The organism is Gemmobacter serpentinus (assembly GCF_008973825.1).
In the GTDB taxonomy this organism is placed as follows: domain Bacteria; phylum Pseudomonadota; class Alphaproteobacteria; order Rhodobacterales; family Rhodobacteraceae; genus Gemmobacter; species Gemmobacter serpentinus.
This window is the reverse complement of sequence record NZ_WCHR01000004.1, coordinates 161724-179022: the sequence shown is the minus strand read 5'-3', so window position 1 is coordinate 179022 and position 17299 is coordinate 161724. Positions and strand designations below refer to the sequence as shown.

The window sequence follows — 17299 nt, the reverse complement described above, 5'->3', positions numbered from 1 at the left end:
ACTTCGACACGAAAGCCGATTGTCGTGAACGAAATCTTAACCTCATTGCCCGAAAGCTGGACTCATGCAGAAAAGGATTGAATGTTCTTGTTTTGATCGCATATAAAGTGAACAAGATGGGAACATCTGGCGTGGACAGGCCGGGGTGGCATTGCGGCACCGGGGCGGCTATGGGATAAGGACCGCGAATAATGGCGACGGCAACCCTCTTCGATCTGAACGGAAAGCGCGACATGGACAAGCAAAAGGCGCTGGAAAGCGCGCTGGCACAAATCGAACGGCAGTTCGGCAAGGGTTCAATCATGAAACTCGGTGCCGACAACCCCGCGATGGAGATCGAGGCAACCTCGACCGGGTCGCTGGGGCTTGACATCGCGCTTGGCATCGGTGGTCTGCCAAAGGGGCGGATTATTGAAATTTACGGCCCGGAAAGTTCCGGCAAGACGACGTTGACGCTGCATGTCGTGGCCGAAGAACAGAAGAAGGGCGGGGTCTGCGCTTTTGTCGATGCCGAACACGCGCTGGACCCGGCCTATGCCAAGAAACTGGGCGTCAATCTTGATGAATTGCTGATCAGCCAGCCCGATACCGGCGAACAGGCGTTGGAAATTGTCGATACGCTGGTGCGCTCCGGCGCGGTCAGCCTTGTCGTGGTCGACTCGGTTGCGGCACTGACCCCCAAGGCTGAGATCGAGGGCGATATGGGCGACGCGACCGTCGGTGCCCAGGCCCGCTTGATGAGCCAGGCGATGCGCAAGCTGACCGCCTCTATCGGGCGATCCAACTGCATGGTGATCTTCATCAACCAGATCCGCATGAAGATCGGCGTGATGTTCGGCAATCCGGAGACCACGACCGGCGGTCATGCGCTGAAATTCTACGCCTCGGTCCGCCTCGATATCCGCCGCATCGGTGCGATCAAGGAAAAGGATGAGGTTGTCGGCAATTCCACCCGTGTGAAAGTGGTGAAGAACAAGGTCGCGCCGCCCTTCAAACAGGTCGAGTTCGACATCATGTATGGCGAGGGCATCTCCAAAACCGGGGAGTTGATCGATATCGGTGTGAAGGCCGGTGTGGTGGAGAAATCCGGCTCCTGGTATTCCTACGGCGATGAGCGGATCGGGCAGGGCCGCGAGAATGCGAAATCCTTCCTGAAGGCCAACCCTTCGGTCGCGCTGGAGATCGAGGACAAGATCCGCGCTGCCAATGGGCTGGACTTCCATATGGCCGAAGGGGGCCAGGAAGAAGACGTGGTCGACGTTTGATCACATTCTGATCGAAGCGATCTGAATCAGGGTGCTCTTCCGGGGCACCCTTTTTCATGGCTGTGCCGGCTTGCAATGGTGGACATGGCCCGCGGCCAAGGCTAAACGAAACGGCAGATTTTCCGCCCCCGGGCACAGAAGCGGAGCCTTTTCGCCATGCCGTCGCTGAACGACATCCGGTCGACCTTCCTCGACTACTTCAACCGCAACGGTCACACGGTCGTCGACTCCAGCCCGCTGGTGCCACGCAACGATCCGACGCTGATGTTCACCAATTCCGGCATGGTGCAGTTCAAGAACTGCTTCACCGGGGTGGAAAAGCGCGACTATGTCCGTGCCACCACCGCGCAGAAATGCGTGCGCGCGGGCGGCAAGCACAATGACCTCGACAATGTGGGCTATACTGCGCGCCACCATACCTTCTTTGAAATGCTGGGCAATTTCAGCTTTGGCGATTACTTCAAGGAAGGCGCGATCAACTTTGCCTGGGAATTGCTGACCAAGGATTTCGGTCTGCCGAAAGACAAGCTGCTGGTCACGGTTTACCATACAGATGACGAGGCGGCCGAGATCTGGAAGAAGGTGACCGGCTTTGCCGATCACAAGATCATCCGCATCGCGACCAAGGACAATTTCTGGCAGATGGGGCCGACCGGCCCCTGCGGCCCCTGCACCGAGATCTTCTACGATCACGGCGAGCATATCTGGGGCGGCCCGCCCGGATCTGCTGATGAAGATGGCGACCGCTTCATCGAGATCTGGAACAACGTCTTCATGCAGAACGAGCAGTTCGAAGACGGCTCCATGATCGAGCTGGAGATGCAGTCGATCGATACCGGCATGGGGCTGGAGCGGATCGGCGCGCTGCTGCAGGGCAAGCATGACAATTACGATACCGATCTGATGCGCAGTCTGATCGAGGCCTCGGCGCATCTGACATCGAACGACCCGGACGGCCCCGGCAAGGTGCATCATCGCGTGGTGGCCGATCACCTGCGCTCGACCTCGTTCCTGATTGCCGATGGCGTCATGCCCTCGAATGAGGGGCGCGGCTATGTGCTGCGCCGGATCATGCGCCGCGCGATGCGCCACCTCAACATGCTCGGCACCCGCGATGTGAGCATGTATAAGCTTGTCCCGGCGCTGGTGCGGCAGATGGGCAATGCCTATCCCGAACTGACACGCGCGCAGAACCTGATCGAAGAGACCCTGCGCCTTGAGGAAACCAAGTTCCGCACCACGCTGGAGCGCGGGCTGAAGCTTCTAGATGAGGAATTGTCGGAACTGCCCGAGGGTGCCGATCTGCCCGGCCCTGTGGCCTTCAAACTGTATGACACCTATGGTTTCCCGCTTGATCTGACGCAGGATGCGCTGCGCGAAAAGGGCCTTGCGGTTGATGTCGCGGGCTTTGACGATGCGATGGAAGAGCAGCGCGCCAAGGCCCGTGCCCATTGGGCCGGGTCGGGCGAGGCGGCAGACGCCAAGATCTGGTTCGAACTGGCCGAACAGCACGGCGCGACCGAATTCCTTGGCTATGATGGCGAGGTGGCCGAAGGCCAGATCCTGGCGATTGTGAAGGATGGCGCGGCCATCGGTTCCAGCGATGAGGTCAAGGGGGCCACGCTGAACATCGTGGTCAACCAGACCCCGTTCTATGCCGAAAGCGGCGGTCAGGTCGGCGATCAGGGCTGGATCCGCACCGATACCGGTCTGGCGAAGGTGATCGATACGCGCAAGATTGCCGGCATCGTCCTGCATGTCGCTGAAATCGTTGAGGGGGCGGTGGCCAAGGGCCAGCCCGCCAAGCTGGAACTGGATCACACCCGCCGTCAGGCGATCCGTGCCAACCACTCCGCCACACACCTGCTTAATGAGGCGCTGCGGGCGCATCTGGGTGATCACGTCGCACAGCGCGGTTCGCTGAATGCGGCCGACCGTCTGCGCTTTGACTTCGCCCATTCCAAGGCATTGTCGCCCGAGGAACTTGCGGCGGTCGAGGCCGAGGTGAACGGCTATATCCGCCAGAATGGCGCGGTGGAAACCCGGCTGATGTCGCCCAATGATGCCCGCGCGCTTGGCGCGCAGGCGCTGTTTGGCGAGAAATATGGCGAAGAGGTCCGCGTGGTGTCGATGGGGCGCCAAAGCGGGTCCGGCAAGGGCAATGACGGCAATACCTATTCGATCGAGCTGTGCGGCGGCACCCATGTCCGCAATCTGGGCGAAGTCGGGGCTTTCGTGCTGCTGTCGGACAGCGCGTCATCGTCCGGCGTGCGCCGGATCGAGGCGCTGACCGGGGCTGCCGCCATGGCGCATATGGCGCAGCAGGCGCGGCTTCTGGCCGATGTTGCAGCCGTGCTGAAAGTGCCCGCACCGGATCTGGCGGATCGCGCGAAATCCCTGCTGGATGAGCGCAAGAAGCTGGAAAACGAAGTGGCGCAGTTGCGCCGCGAACTGGCGATGGGGGGCAAATCCGGTGGGCCGGAAGCCAAGGAAATCAACGGCATCAAGTTCATCGCCCAGGTGTTGAACGGGGTGTCCGGCAAGGATCTGCCCGGCCTGATCGACGAGATGAAGGCGCGGCTAGGCTCGGGCGCGGTGCTGCTGATTGCCGATACTGGTGCCAAACCCGCCGTTGCTGCGGGCGTGACAGCCGACCTGACCGACCGTCTGTCGGCAGTGACGCTGGTCAAGGCTGCGGCCGAGGCGCTTGGCGGCAAGGGCGGCGGCGGCCGCCCCGATATGGCACAGGCCGGGGGCGCAGATATTTCACTGGCGGATCAGGCGATCGCCGCCGCCGAAGCCGCAATGGGAGCTTGAACCATGCCGACCGCCCTTTGGATTGCCCATGTCGAAGTGACCGACCCCGAGGCATATGGCAAATATGCTGCTGGTGCCGGGCCCGCGATTGCCGCGCATGGCGGGGTCTTCCTCGCCCGCGCCACACGCTATGTCCAGTTGGAGGGCAATGACCGCGCCCGCAATGTGGTGGCGCGCTTCCCCTCGCTGGAGGCAGCGGTGGACTGCTATCACAGCGCAGAATACCAGGCGGCGCTGGCCCATGCCAAAGGGGCCAGCGTGCGCGATCTGGTCGTGGTCGAAGAAAGCGCCTGAGGCTTTCCTCATGACAAAACGGGGCCGTCCTCAGGGCGGCCCCGTTTGTCATTTCAGGCGTCAACCAACTTTGCCTCAGGTCGCCGGTGCATTAGCCTGGCATCCCCCAGGACCGACCGCGCCTCAAATCTGCCGCGCCTCAGGTCGCCGCAGCGTCAAACCGGCAGCGCGGTCGTCTCCTTGATCTCTTCCATCACGAAACTGGCGGAGACATCATGCAGTTCGACCCGCGCGATCAGATCCTTGTAAAGCCGGTCATAAGCCTTCACATCGGCGACGCGGGCGCGGATCAGGTAATCGAGTTCCCCCGTCATGCGGTAGGCCCCCAGGATCTGCGGCATGTCGCGCGTGGCGCGGGTAAAGCGATCCAGCCAGTCCGGGGTGTGGCGTTCGGCCTTGATCATCATGAACACGGTCAGGCCAAGATCCAGCCTTTCTGCATCCAGCAGCGCCACGCGGGCGCGGATGATCCCGATCTCCTCCAATGCCTTGACGCGCCGCCAGACTGCGTTGCGGGACAGGCCGATACGGTCGCCAAGCTCCTCCAGCGACAGCGCGGCATCAGTCTGCAGGATGGTCAGGATGCGGCGATCAAGATGGTCAAGTTTCTCCATGTTTCACAGTATCAAGGGAAATCGTCCCGCTGGCAAGCGACCCCGCCCATTCATTCCGTATTCATTTCCATGCGACATCCTGTAGAATGGATGGCAATCAACACGAAACGATTGCAGGTGAGGCATGGTGGGCAAGCGGGCAGCAAACGGGGCGGCTTTGGCCGCAAGGGGGCGCTGATGTGCCGTTGGGCCGCCTATATCGGCGCACCAATCTATCTGGAAGATATCGTCAGCCTGCCGAAGCATTCGCTGATCCATCAAAGCCATGGTGCCACCGAATGCCGCACGGCGATCAATGCCGACGGGTTCGGTATCTGCTGGTATGGCGACCGGCCGGAACCTGGTCTCTATCGTGATGTCATGCCGGCCTGGAGCGATCCGAATTTGCGCAGTCTGGTGGCAACGGTGAAATCCGGCCTGTTTCTGGCGCATGTGCGGGCGTCCACCGGAACTGCCACCAGCCGCAACAATTGTCACCCCTTCACCTGGGGCCGCTGGAGCTTCATGCATAACGGGCAGGTCGGCGGCTATGACAGCTTCCGCCGCTATGCCGATATGCTGATCCCCGATGCGCTTTATCCGTATCGCAAAGGGGCTACCGACAGTGAGGCGCTGTTTCTGGCCGCCGTTGCCGAAGGGCTGGATCACGATCCGCGCGGCGCGATGGAGCGCGCGGCGGCAAGTTTCATCCGGCTGGCGCGCGACAAGGGGGAGGCCCCGCATCTGCGGCTGACGGTGGCAATGTCCGATGGCACGCGGCTTTATGCCATGCGCTATGCCACCGACAACCTCGCTCCAAGCCTTTATCATCGCTGGTCCGCCACCCGTCAGGGCCGTGCAGTGGTATCAGAGCCGCTGGAGACCGGCGAGGATGACTGGCTTGAAATCCCGGCCGCCAGTTTTTGCACCTTTGAGGGCGAGCGCGTTACGGTGGAACCTTTCCTGCCCTGCCGTCTGGCCGCTGCTGCCTGACCTGATCTCGCTAATACAAAAGGTGGAAGGGGTAACCCTTCCGCCTTTTGTATTAGGTCTTCTCTATTTTCTGTCTGAAAATATCCAAGGGGGTGCGGGGGGCTGGCCCCCCGTTACCGCTTCAAATGCAGGGCTCAACGCCCGCTGCATCACTCCAGACGGCTGGCGCGCTTGCGCTCATGCGGGTCAAGGTGGCGCTTGCGCATCCGGATGGATTTCGGCGTCACTTCGACCAGCTCATCATCCTCGATATAGGCGATGGATTCCTCAAGGCTCATCCGCACTGGCGTGGTCAGGCGCACTGCCTCATCCGTGCCAGAGGCGCGGACGTTGGTCAGCTGCTTGCCCTTGATCGGGTTGATTTCCAGATCGTTGTCGCGGTTGTGCTCGCCCAGGATCATGCCCTGATAGACGGCTTCCTGCGCACCGATGAAGAAACGCCCGCGATCTTCCAGCTTCCACAGCGCGTAAGACACCGAAACGCCATTCTCCATCGAGATCATGACGCCTTGGCGACGGCCCTGGATCGGGCCCTTATGCGGCACCCAACCATGGAAGATCCGGTTCAGCACGCCCGAGCCACGGGTATCAGTCATGAACTGGCCGTGATAGCCGATCAGTCCGCGCGAGGGCACATGGGCCACAATGCGGGTCTTGCCGACGCCTGCCGGTTTCATCTCGACCAGATCGCCCTTGCGTTCGCCGGTCAGCTTTTCGATGACCGCGCCGGAATATTCGTCATCGACATCGACGATGACCTCTTCCACCGGCTCCATCCGCACGCCGTTCTCTTCGGCAAAGATCACACGCGGGCGCGAGATCGACAGCTCGAACCCTTCGCGGCGCATGTTCTCGATCAACACACCCATCTGAAGCTCGCCGCGGCCAGACACAACGAAGGCCTCGCCACCGGGGGTGTCTTCAACCTTGATCGCAACATTCACCTCGGATTCGCGCAGCAGGCGCTCGCGGATCACGCGGCTTTGCACCTTGTTGCCATCCTTGCCGGCCAGTGGGCTGTCATTGATGCCGAAAGTGACCGAGATGGTCGGCGGATCAATGGGTTGGGCGGGCAGGGCAGTTTCGATCGACAGATCGCAAAGCGTATCGGCCACGGTGGCCTTGGTCATGCCGGCGATGGTCACGATGTCACCGGCCACCGCCTCTTCGATCGGCTGTTGCGACAGGCCGCGGAAGGCGAGGATCTTGGTGACGCGGAATTGCTCGATACGCTCGCCGGTACGGGTCAGCGCCTTCAACGTCGCGCCCACTTTCAGGGTGCCTGCCTCGACACGGCCGGTCAGGATGCGCCCGATGAACGGGTCGGCCGACAGTGTGGTCGCCAGCATCTGGAAGGGCTCTTCGGCGCGGGCCAGCTGCTTGGGTGCGGGCACATGGCGCACGACAAGTTCGAACAGCGCGTTCAGGTCCTTGCGCGGGCCATCGAGATCCGCATCAGCCCAGCCGGAGCGGCCCGAGGCATAAAGCACCGGGAAATCAAGCTGATCGTCATCCGCGCCCAGATTGGCGAAGAGGTCGAACACCTCGTTCAGCGCCCGGTCCGGCTCGGCATCGGGCTTGTCGACCTTGTTCAGCACCACGATGGGGCGCAGACCAAGGGCAAGCGCCTTGGAGGTCACGAATTTGGTTTGCGGCATCGGGCCTTCGGCCGCGTCCACCAGCAGCACCACACCATCCACCATGTTCAGGATGCGCTCCACCTCGCCGCCGAAATCGGCGTGGCCGGGGGTGTCGACGATGTTGATGCGGGTGCCTTCCCACTCCACCGAGGTCGCTTTCGCAAGGATGGTGATCCCGCGCTCGCGTTCGATGTCATTGCTGTCCATGGCGCGTTCGGTGGTCGCCTGGTTTTCGCGGAAGGTGCCGGATTGTTTCAGCAGCTCGTCCACCAGCGTCGTCTTGCCATGGTCAACGTGTGCGATGATCGCGATATTGCGAAGCTCCATCGGGAGTGTCTCTTTCTATCTGGTATCGGGCGCGCCTTACAGGAGGCAGGGCGGAAATGCCAGCGGAAACGGGATTCAGGTCACGACATACCAGTCGCGCCGGTGATTCATGGCAATGATCGCATTCAGGATCAACGCGCCAAGCGCCGACCACAGCACCCGGTCGGCGGGCAGCACGGCAAGCGCCACGGCGAACAGGCTCAGGTCATAGCCAAGTTGGATCCAGCCCGCACGGATGCCAAGGCGGTCTTGCAGGATCAGCGCCACGATGGAGACGCCGCCCAGGCTGCTGTCATGGCGGAACAGCCCCAGCAGCCCCACGCCGCAGACCACGCCGAACAGGGTGGCGGCGGCGGCGGGGTGGATGCCGTCCACCGGCACGAAGGGGGCCATGGCCTCGGCCAACAGCGATACCGCGGTGACCGAGACGAGGCTTTTCACGGCAAAACCACGGCCCTTGCGCATCCAGGCAAAGGCGTAGAAGGGCAGGTTGACCAGAAAGAACACGAGGCCGAATCCCCAGCCCGATGCATAGGAGATCAGCAGCGCAAGCCCTGCGGTGCCACCTGTAATCAAGCCCGCCGCGCGCAGCAGATGCATCCCGAGGGCGGCCTCGGTCGTGGCGACCAGAAGGCCTTGCAGGTCTTCGATCCAGGAATAGCGGGGGATTGAAAGGTCAGTGCTCATGACCTTATTTTGCCGCATTGCAGCGCTGAATCCTCATGCCGATTGCGCATGTCAGGTCTGCGCGTATCGAATGGCTGGATCTGGTCCAGGTCGCGTCATGCTCTGGCTCAGTTCCGGCCGCGACCCTTCAGGCGATATAGCGGTCGCGCCGATGGTTGAAGGTGATGACCAGATTGAGGACGACCGCCCCCAGAAAGGACCAGGCCACGGTTTGCACATCGCGCAGCGTCAGCGCCAGGGCAAAGACGACCAGATCGAACGAGAGCTGCGTCCAGCCCGCCTTGAAGCCGGTCCGGTCCTGCAACCACAGCGCCACAATACCGACGCCGCCAAGGCTTGCGCCATGGCGGAACAGGGCCAGCAGTGCGGAGCCGGAGATGAAGCCGATCAGCACCGCGCCGATGCCGGGGTTCAGCAGATCGAAGCGGATGTAATGTGGCAGCACTTGGCTCAGCACCGAAAGCGCCGCCACCGCGATGAAGGTCTTGACCACGAAGGCCGTGCCGAAGCGGCGATAGCCAAGCCAGTAGAAGGGCAGGTTCAGCACGAAGAAGACCGGCCCGAAGCCCCAGCCTGTCGCATAGGAGATCAGCACGGCAAGCCCTGCGGTCTGCCCGGTGACAAGCCCCAGATGGGTCAGCATCACGATGCCGAAGGCCGCCATGGTCGCGCCATAGGCCAGGCCCTGCGCGTCATCCAGCAGGCCATGTCTTGCGGGGTTTTCAGCGATGATCTCGGTCATGGTGCCTTGTTCCATGCGGCCGCACGCCGTGCAAGACCCGCTGTGATTGCAAAGGGGCGACCCGAAGGCCGCCCCATATGATTTTTCCTGCACGATTTTTCGACGAAAAATCGGGATCCCGATCAGGCGGCAAGCGCCTTGTTCAGATATTCGTCGACCTTTTCCAGATAGCCCATGGTGGTGAGCCATTTCTGATCCGGGCCGACCAGCAGCGCCAGATCCTTGGTCATCCAGCCATCTTCGACGGTCTGCACGCAAACCTTCTCCAAGGTCGCAGCGAATTTCGCCAGCGCCTCGTTGCCATCCAGCTTGGCGCGGTGCTTGAGGCCGCCGGTCCAGGCAAAGATCGACGCGATGGAGTTGGTCGAGGTTTCCTTGCCCGCCTGGTGCTGGCGGTAGTGACGGGTCACGGTGCCGTGCGCCGCTTCGGCCTCCACCACCTGCCCATCGGGCGTCATCAGCACCGAAGTCATCAGACCAAGGCTGCCGAAGCCCTGCGCCACGGTGTCCGACTGCACGTCGCCATCGTAGTTCTTGCAGGCCCAGACATAGCCGCCCGACCATTTCAGGGCAGATGCCACCATATCGTCGATCAGGCGGTGTTCGTAATGGATGCCCGCGGCCTTGAACTTGTCGGCAAATTCTTCCTCATAGACCTTCTGGAACAGATCCTTGAAGCGGCCATCATAGGCCTTGAGGATGGTGTTCTTGGTCGAGAGATAGACCGGCCAGCCCTTCAGCAAGCCATAGTTCATCGACGACCGGGCGAAGTCGATGATCGACTGGTCCAGGTTATACATGCCCATGGCCACACCTGCAGCGGGGGCGTCGAACACGTCACGCTCGATCACGGTGCCGTCTTCGCCGACGAATTTCATCGTCAGCTTGCCCTTGCCGGGGAACAGGAAGTCGGTCGCGCGATACTGGTCACCAAAGGCATGGCGGCCCACGACGATCGGCTGGGTCCAGCCCGGCACCAGACGCGGCACGTTCTTGCAGATGATCGGCTCGCGGAAGATCACGCCGCCCAGAATGTTGCGGATGGTGCCGTTGGGCGATTTCCACATCTGTTTCAGGCCAAATTCCTCGACGCGCTGTTCGTCGGGGGTGATGGTTGCGCATTTCACCGCAACGCCGACCTCTTTGGTCTTCAGTGCCGAATCGATGGTGATCTGGTCATTGGTGCGGTCACGCTCCTCGATGCCCAGATCGTAATAGAGCAGATCGACATCCAGATAGGGCAGGATCAGTTTCTTCTTGATGAAGTCCCAGATGATCCGGGTCATCTCGTCGCCATCCATCTCGACGATGGGGTTTGCTACCTTGATCTTGCTCATACGCCTGGCCTTTTCAGGTTGAGGATTCGGATGGGGTTTGCATAACGGAAAAGGCGGAAGATGGAAAGCCCGGTATGCAATTGCATACCAAATTCCGCCGATGTTGAAGACAAGACGAAACGGAAGGAAAATCGATGCGGATCATTGGCCTTGCCCTGGTGGTGGTGATGGGGATCGCGGGGATCGGGGCCGGGGCCGGGGCCGCAGCGGCGCAGGGGCTGCCTTCGCGCAAGGGCATGTCACAGATCGTGCCGGGTCTGTGGATCGACAGCAATGCCACGCCCGAAGAGGTCGCGGCGATCCGCGAACGCATCAACAAAGCCAGTGCCAAGGTGCTGAAATATATGGGGGATGTGCAGGCGGTGGAGTGGTGGATCTGTGCCAGCCCGGAATGCAATCGCGCCAATGGCATGAAGGCGCGTGGCATGACCTATGGCGCGAGCCTGATCACGCTGGATGCCAATGCCTCAAGGGATGGTGGCGTCTATGTGCATGAACTGACCCATGCGACGCTGCATGGCGCGCTGCCGATGGGCGGGCTGTTCAGCAAGGCGCTGCCGCTCTGGTTTGATGAGGGGGTGGCGGTGATCCTGTCGCAGCAGCCACCCGAAGCAGCCCAGAAATCCGCCTGCACCAAGCCACAAAAGGGCGCGCTGCCGCGCAATGCGCTGGAATTCAATCGCTTGGCCCCCGATGCCAAGCGGGCCCTGCCGGTCTATACCCGCTCGGCCTGCGCGGTGCGCGATTGGCTGGCCGAGGGACGCAAGCTGAAGGGAATCGTGCCCATGCTCCGGGCGGGGCGACATTTGCCGTGAAGCGATATCGTGAAGAGGTTTTCTCAATCGAAATAATGGTTTGGGCCAGGCGATATGAACATTTTATCGCCGGGGTCCTCTGCATTGCGCCAGGCGCATTCGGCCAGTCGCCGGGCGCGCTTGCCGGCGGTCAGCCGAAATAGCGCGCGGTCTGGGCGCGGACCCAGGGCCAGAGCTGCGGCGCACCGCGGGCGATCTTGACGCCGACGCGGGTCTCCAGCTGCTCGGCTGTCACCTGATAGCTGATCCATGTGCCGCCGCCTGACATCAGATTGGCCATGACCGGTTGCACCCGGTCCAGGCTCTTGGCGAAAACGGCGTCAGGACTTTCCGCCGCCTCGAACTCATCCCAAAGCGCGCGCATTTCCGCGCCTTGTGCGGCGGGCAGCAGGCCGAAAATACGGTCGGCGGCGCGGGCCTCGGCATCCTGCGTGGCGGTGCTGCCATGCGCCGTGCCATTGGCGGAATGGATCGGCACATCGCCCACATCGATCTCTACAAGATCATGCAGCAACAACATGCGGATGACGCGAGTGATATCGACGCCCTCTGCGGCCTGATCGGCAAGGGTCAAGGCGTAAAGCGCCAGATGCCAGCTGTGCTCACCGGAATTTTCGGGGCGCGAGGCATCGACAAGCGTGGTGGCGCGGTAAACCGATTTCAGCCGGTCGGCTTCGGCCAGAAAGGCCAGACATGCGCGCAGGTCGGTGTCAGCGGTGCCGGGGCCACCGTTCAGCAGATCGGAGGCATGGATATGGATCGCGGGCCATTCGCCGCGAAACCGCGCGGCGCGCCCGGTAGACAGATTGTCGCGCACGACTGCCAGATGATCCTCAAGCGGGTCTTGCGCCATCAGCACCTGAAAGATCGGCTGCGCATGGTCATAGCGTTTGGCCAGCCGGGCCTCGGGCGTCTCGGCCGCCTCAAACTCCTGCCACAAGGCAAGGAAGCGGGCATGGAGATCGGTGGGCAACAGGCTGAACAGATGCTGCGCCGCCGCAAGCTCGGCGGCCGCCACCGCGGCCAGATCATGCTGCAGATGGATCGGGTGATCGCCGCAGTCAATCTCGGGGAGGTCATGCAGCAAGAGCATCGCAATGACCCGGTCCAGATCGACCCCATCTGGCGCGCCCATGATCAGCGCCCAAAGCGCCAGATGCCAGCTATGTTCGGCGACATTTTCTGGGCGGCTGATATCCATCAGCACATTGGCGCGATCCACCGATTTCAGCCGGTCGGCCGCATTCAGGAAATCGAACTGGAGTTGCAGGCGGTCGCTCATCGTTGGGGCACCGAGATCAGGCGCAGCGCAAGGGCTGCTGCGGCAAGCCCGACACCGATGCGCAGGGCAAATTCGACGGCGCTGAGGCCGCTATTACAAAAGCCTGACATCATCAGGGTCAGCGCGGTGATCGGCAGGATGACCGCAAGCAGGATCGCGGAGAGGCGCAGGATCGGCGAGATCCGACGACCCGGCGGGGCAGCGAAAAGGATGAAATAGCCCGCGACGATGGGGGCCAGAATGGAGAGCAGCGCGACAGGCTGCACCAGCAGGTCGGACAGAGGCGCGGCGGGGGCCGTGCAGGATTGCCCCCGGATCGCCAAAGGCAGGCCCAGAAAGCCGCCCATACCAAGCGCCATGAATGCAATCAGCCGCAACGGATTTCCCGCGCCCGGCTGCCGCGTGCTATTCACCCGCCTTTTCCTTGCGGAAGCTGGCCAGCCGACGCGCCAGCATATCGCGCGCCCGCCGTTCGGCCAGCCGCACCCGCATGGCCGTCATGAACCCGTCTTCCATCGAGGGCGAGAGCGAGGCCAGCATCTTGCCGATCTCCATGAAGTAACGCTCGTCGCCCATCTCGTCCATCGCGGCCAGCACGTCGCGGGCCAGGGCATCGGCCAGGTCTTCGGTGACGCCCATCAGCGCGTGCCTTCGCCCAGACGACGTTTCACATAGCCCGAAACCGTGTCCAGCATCGGTTTCATATGCTGTTCTTCATTGGTGAAGAAGTGGTCGGCACCGTCCACCTGATCGTGGGTGATGGTGATGCCCTTTTGCTCATGCAGCTTGTTCACCAGGGTCAGCGTTTCCTTCGGCGGCGCGATCCGGTCGGCGGTGCCGTTGATGATCAGGCCGGAGGCCGGGCAGGGCGCGAGGAAGCTGAAATCATAGCGCGACGCATCGGGCGACACCGAGATGAAGCCGGTGATCTCGGGGCGGCGCATCAGAAGCTGCATCCCGATCCAGGCCCCGAAGCTGAAGCCCGCAACCCAGCAATGCTTGGAATTGGGGTTCATCGCTTGCAGGTAATCCAGCGCCGAGGCTGCATCGGACAGCTCGCCAATGCCCTGATCATATTCGCCCTGACTGCGCCCGACACCACGGAAATTGAAGCGCAGAACGGTGAAACCCAGATTGTAGAAGGTGTAATGCAGGTTATAGACGACCTTCTGGTTCATCGTGCCGCCGAATTGCGGATGCGGATGCAGCACGATGGCAATCGGCGCGTCACGGTCCTTTTGCGGGTGATAACGGCCTTCCAGACGGCCCTCGGGGCCGGCAAAGATCACTTCGGGCATTTCGTCGCCTTTGTCCTTGTCAACGCCCGCGATAGAACCTTCCTTGAAGATTGCGCAATCCGGGCGGTTGTTCTAATCCCAAGCGGCGATGCCGCAGGCATGGGGTTGAGTTAAGCGCCCCGGTCGGTGGCGTCAATGGATTTGGGGAGGGCTGCAGATGAAACTCTCGACGAAAGGCCGCTATGCCATGGTCGCTTTGGCCGATCTGGCCTTGGCCAAGCCTGAGGATCTGGTTTCGCTGGCCGAAATCTCGAAACGGCAGGATATTTCGCTGCCCTATCTGGAACAGCTGTTCGTGAAGCTGCGCCGGTCGGGGCTGGTCGAGGCCGTGCGCGGCCCGGGCGGTGGCTATCGCCTGTCGCGCAGCCCGTCCGACATCCGGGTCTCCGAGGTGATGGAGGCCGTCGAGGAGACGGTGAACGCGCTGCATACCGGGGCAGGTGCCTCGGGCGGGGTATCGGGGTCGCGCGCGCAATCGCTGACCAACCGGCTTTGGGAAGGCCTTTCGGCCCATGTCTATGTCTTTTTGCACCAGACCCGTCTGTCCGATGTGATCCGCAACGAAATGCGGCCTTGCCCGGCTGTGCCCGCGCTGTTCCGCGTCGTTGACGAAGATTGAACCAGGCTGCTTGCCCCGGTTCAACCGACCCGGACCGATCGCCCCAGCCCCGAAGCCTGTGCGGCCGCACAAGCCTGATCCTTGCCGAAAGCCAGCCACATGCGCGAGCGTCTTTACCTTTTCGACACAACCCTGCGTGACGGGCAGCAGACCCAAGGGGTGCAGTTCTCGCTGGCAGAAAAGCTGCATATCACCGCGGCCCTTGATGCGCTTGGGGTGGATTACATCGAAGGCGGATGGCCGGGGGCCAATCCGACCGACAGCGATTTCTTTCGCGCCCGCCCGGAAACCCGGGCGCGCTTTACCGCCTTTGGCATGACCAAGCGCGCCGGGCGTTCGGCCGAGAATGACGATGTTCTGGCAGCCGTGCTGGACGCCGCGACCCCCGCCGTCTGTCTGGTCGGCAAAAGCCATGACTTCCATGTGACCACCGCGCTTGGCATCACGCTGGAAGAGAATGTCGAGAATATCCGCGCCTCCATCGCCCATGTCGTGGCAAGGGGCCGCGAGGCCATGCTGGATGCCGAGCATTTCTTTGATGGCTACAAGGCCAACCCGGATTATGCGCTGGCCTGCCTTCATGCCGGGTTTGCGGCCGGGGCGCGCTGGATCGTGCTATGCGATACCAATGGCGGCACGCTGCCCGAAGAGGTCGGCGCGATCACCCGCGCGGTGATCGCCTCGGGCATTCCGGGCGCGAATTTGGGCATCCATTGCCATGACGACACCGGCAATGCGGTGGCCAACAGCCTTGCGGCGGTGCGGGCCGGGGCGCGACAGATCCAGGGCACGTTGAACGGGTTGGGCGAGCGTTGCGGCAATGCCAATCTTGTCACGCTGATTCCGACGCTGGCGCTGAAGGAGCCATTCTGCAGCACATTGGAGACCGGCATCAGCGCGGCGGCGCTGGCGGATCTGGTGAAAACCTCGCGGATGCTGGATGATATCCTGAACCGGGTGCCGCTGCGCTCCGCGCCCTATGTCGGCGCATCGGCCTTTGCGCACAAGGCCGGGCTACATGCCTCGGCCATCCTGAAAGACCCCTCGACCTATGAACATGTCGATCCGGCGGTGATCGGCAATACCCGTCTGATTCCGATGAGCAATCAGGCGGGACAGTCCAATCTGCGCGCGCGGTTGAAGGCGGCGGGGATCGAGGTGGCATCGGACGATCCGCGCCTTGGCCATATCCTGGATGTGGTGAAGCAGCGCGAGGATGAGGGTTACGCCTATGACGGGGCGCTGGCCTCCTTCGAGATGCTGGCGCGCAGCGCATTGGGCCTTGCGCCGCATTTCTTCGATGTGGAGCGCTACCGCGTGACGGTGGAGCGCCGCAATGAACCCGATGGTCGCCGCATCAGCCTGTCGGAAGCGGTGGTTGTGGTCACCGTCGCGGGCCAGCAGATGCTGTCGGTCTCGGAAAGCCGCGATGCGACGGGCAGCGACCGCGGGCCGGTCAATGCGCTGTCCAAGGCCTTGGCAAAGGATCTGGGGCCGTATCAGGCCTGTATCGACGACATGAAGCTGGTGGATTTCAAGGTGCGCATCACGCAAGGCGGCACCGAGGCGGTGACCCGCGTCATCATCGACAGCGAGGACGGGCGTGGGCAACGCTGGTCGACCGTCGGCGTTTCGCCCAATATTGTTGACGCCAGTTTCGAGGCGCTGCTCGATGCGGTGCGGTGGAAACTGATCCGCGATGAAGTGGTGCCGGCAAGATGAGCCTTTCTGCATGAGTATCGAGGCCTGCGCCGAGATCGTCCAACGCAGCGACCCGGAGCGGTTTGCGGCACTGATGGCGGCCCCCGTGGGCGACCGCGCGACCCTCGCGGTCCTTTACGCCTTCAATGCCGAACTGGCGCGCGCGCCCTGGGCCAGCAAGGAGCCGATGATCGCCGAGATGCGCCTGCAATGGTGGCGCGATGTGATCGAGGCCGAGGCGCAGGGGCCGGCGCAGCCGCATGAGGTGGCGTCCCCGTTGGGAAAACTGATCCGCACCAAGGCCTTGCCGCTGGATCTTCTGGACGGGATGGCGGCGGCCCGGCAATGGGATATCTATCGCGACCCCCATGCCGATGAGGCAGGACTTTGGGCCTATCTGGAGGCGACGGGGGGCGCGTTGATGCAGGTCTCTGCCCTGGCGCTTGGCGCGGCCGCCAGCAGCGGCCCTTCGGCCCTTGCGCTTGGCACCGGGCAGGCCCTGGCGAATTATCTGCGGGCGGTGCCAAAGCTGGAGGAATTGGGGCGGGTGCCCCTGCTGGATGGCACCCGCGCCGGGGTTGCGGCACTGGCCCGCGCCGGTCTGCTGCGGCTGGCCGAGGCACGGCAACCCTTGCCGCGCGGCGCGGCGCTTGCCGCCTATCTGACACGGCCTGTGCTGGAAATGGCGGTGCGGGACCCGGCATTGGTGGCGGAGGGCAAGCTGGTTCCGACCGAGTTCACCCGGCGAAAACGCTTGTTATGGCAATCGCTTACCGGACATTATTAATGTGATGCGTTTACTCTTGCTCCGCCGGCGGATGCCTCCGGCGGGAGTATTTGGGCAATCAGCAAAGCAATTGCAGGCCGCAAAGCAAGCCTGAGCAGGGAA

17 protein-coding genes are annotated in these 17299 nt (G+C 62.4%); 8 read left to right on the top strand and 9 right to left on the bottom strand.

Features of this window, described 5'->3' with window-relative positions:
• Nucleotides 1–191: 191 nt before the first annotated feature.
• The 3 genes from recA (at nt 192) to GBJ34_RS02035 (ending at nt 4376) form a co-directional block, all read left to right on the top strand.
• Entirely contained in the window at nt 192–1265 is a 1074-nt protein-coding gene (recA, locus tag GBJ34_RS02045; RefSeq protein WP_151717587.1) for a recombinase RecA, read from the top strand.
• Between the two features lie 156 nt (nt 1266–1421).
• Entirely contained in the window at nt 1422–4082 is a 2661-nt protein-coding gene (alaS, locus tag GBJ34_RS02040) for an alanine--tRNA ligase (RefSeq protein ID WP_151717586.1), read from the top strand.
• Between the two features lie 3 nt (nt 4083–4085).
• The gene (locus GBJ34_RS02035; RefSeq protein WP_151717585.1) at nt 4086–4376 is read left to right on the top strand and encodes a DUF1330 domain-containing protein; all 291 of its coding nucleotides are present in this window, start codon (nt 4086–4088) and stop codon (nt 4374–4376) included.
• 155 nt (nt 4377–4531) lie between these two features.
• Here GBJ34_RS02035 and GBJ34_RS02030 read toward each other — a convergent pair whose 3' ends face one another.
• Complete coding sequence (locus tag GBJ34_RS02030) at nt 4532–4990, bottom strand: Lrp/AsnC family transcriptional regulator (RefSeq protein WP_151717584.1); 459 nt, start codon at nt 4988–4990, stop codon at nt 4532–4534.
• A 177-nt stretch (nt 4991–5167) separates the two neighbouring features.
• On the opposite strand from GBJ34_RS02030, the gene GBJ34_RS02025 reads away from it, so the two are divergent.
• On the top strand, nt 5168–5962 hold the full coding sequence (locus tag GBJ34_RS02025) for a class II glutamine amidotransferase (RefSeq protein WP_151717583.1): 795 nt from the start codon (nt 5168–5170) through the stop codon (nt 5960–5962).
• Between the two features lie 149 nt (nt 5963–6111).
• Here GBJ34_RS02025 and typA read toward each other — a convergent pair whose 3' ends face one another.
• From typA to GBJ34_RS02005, 4 genes are all read right to left on the bottom strand, one after another.
• Complete coding sequence (gene typA, locus GBJ34_RS02020; protein ID WP_151717582.1) at nt 6112–7929, bottom strand: translational GTPase TypA; 1818 nt, start codon at nt 7927–7929, stop codon at nt 6112–6114.
• A 75-nt stretch (nt 7930–8004) separates the two neighbouring features.
• The gene (locus tag GBJ34_RS02015; RefSeq protein WP_151717581.1) at nt 8005–8616 is read right to left on the bottom strand and encodes a YitT family protein; all 612 of its coding nucleotides are present in this window, start codon (nt 8614–8616) and stop codon (nt 8005–8007) included.
• A gap of 127 nt (nt 8617–8743) precedes the next feature.
• On the bottom strand, nt 8744–9358 hold the full coding sequence (locus tag GBJ34_RS02010) for a YitT family protein (protein ID WP_151717580.1): 615 nt from the start codon (nt 9356–9358) through the stop codon (nt 8744–8746).
• A 122-nt stretch (nt 9359–9480) separates the two neighbouring features.
• Nucleotides 9481–10695, bottom strand: a complete 1215-nt coding sequence (locus GBJ34_RS02005) for an NADP-dependent isocitrate dehydrogenase (protein ID WP_151717579.1) — start codon at nt 10693–10695, stop codon at nt 9481–9483.
• Nucleotides 10696–10829: 134 nt separating this feature from the next.
• On the opposite strand from GBJ34_RS02005, the gene GBJ34_RS02000 reads away from it, so the two are divergent.
• Complete coding sequence (locus GBJ34_RS02000; RefSeq protein WP_151717578.1) at nt 10830–11510, top strand: hypothetical protein; 681 nt, start codon at nt 10830–10832, stop codon at nt 11508–11510.
• Between the two features lie 130 nt (nt 11511–11640).
• Here the strand turns inward: GBJ34_RS02000 and GBJ34_RS01995 are convergent, their stop codons facing one another.
• Genes GBJ34_RS01995 through GBJ34_RS01980 form a run of 4 tightly spaced genes read right to left on the bottom strand, consistent with a single transcriptional unit; the run spans nt 11641 to nt 14090 of the window.
• The gene (locus tag GBJ34_RS01995; protein WP_151717577.1) at nt 11641–12792 is read right to left on the bottom strand and encodes an HD domain-containing protein; all 1152 of its coding nucleotides are present in this window, start codon (nt 12790–12792) and stop codon (nt 11641–11643) included.
• Nucleotides 12789–13205, bottom strand: a complete 417-nt coding sequence (locus GBJ34_RS01990) for a hypothetical protein (protein ID WP_151717576.1) — start codon at nt 13203–13205, stop codon at nt 12789–12791. Before GBJ34_RS01990 ends, GBJ34_RS01995 begins: the two co-directional genes overlap by 4 nt.
• Nucleotides 13198–13431 carry a hypothetical protein gene (locus GBJ34_RS01985; RefSeq protein ID WP_151717575.1) on the bottom strand — a complete coding sequence of 78 codons (234 nt, stop codon included), beginning with the start codon at nt 13429–13431 and terminating at the stop codon, nt 13198–13200. The genes GBJ34_RS01990 and GBJ34_RS01985 overlap by 8 nt, the downstream gene beginning before the upstream one ends.
• The gene (locus GBJ34_RS01980) at nt 13431–14090 is read right to left on the bottom strand and encodes an alpha/beta hydrolase (RefSeq protein WP_151717574.1); all 660 of its coding nucleotides are present in this window, start codon (nt 14088–14090) and stop codon (nt 13431–13433) included. The genes GBJ34_RS01985 and GBJ34_RS01980 overlap by 1 nt, the downstream gene beginning before the upstream one ends.
• A 157-nt stretch (nt 14091–14247) precedes the next feature.
• Here GBJ34_RS01980 and GBJ34_RS01975 point away from each other — a divergent pair, with 157 nt between their 5' ends.
• The 3 genes from GBJ34_RS01975 to GBJ34_RS01965 all read left to right on the top strand — a co-directional run bounded on the left by GBJ34_RS01975 (nt 14248) and on the right by GBJ34_RS01965 (nt 17197).
• A complete protein-coding gene (locus GBJ34_RS01975; protein ID WP_151717573.1) occupies nt 14248–14709 on the top strand; it encodes a Fe-S cluster assembly transcriptional regulator IscR in 462 nt (153 codons plus the stop codon).
• Nucleotides 14710–14808: 99 nt separating this feature from the next.
• The gene (cimA, locus tag GBJ34_RS01970) at nt 14809–16431 is read left to right on the top strand and encodes a citramalate synthase (protein WP_151717572.1); all 1623 of its coding nucleotides are present in this window, start codon (nt 14809–14811) and stop codon (nt 16429–16431) included.
• A gap of 10 nt (nt 16432–16441) precedes the next feature.
• On the top strand, nt 16442–17197 hold the full coding sequence (locus GBJ34_RS01965) for a phytoene/squalene synthase family protein (RefSeq protein WP_151717571.1): 756 nt from the start codon (nt 16442–16444) through the stop codon (nt 17195–17197).
• Nucleotides 17198–17299: the final 102 nt, after the last annotated feature.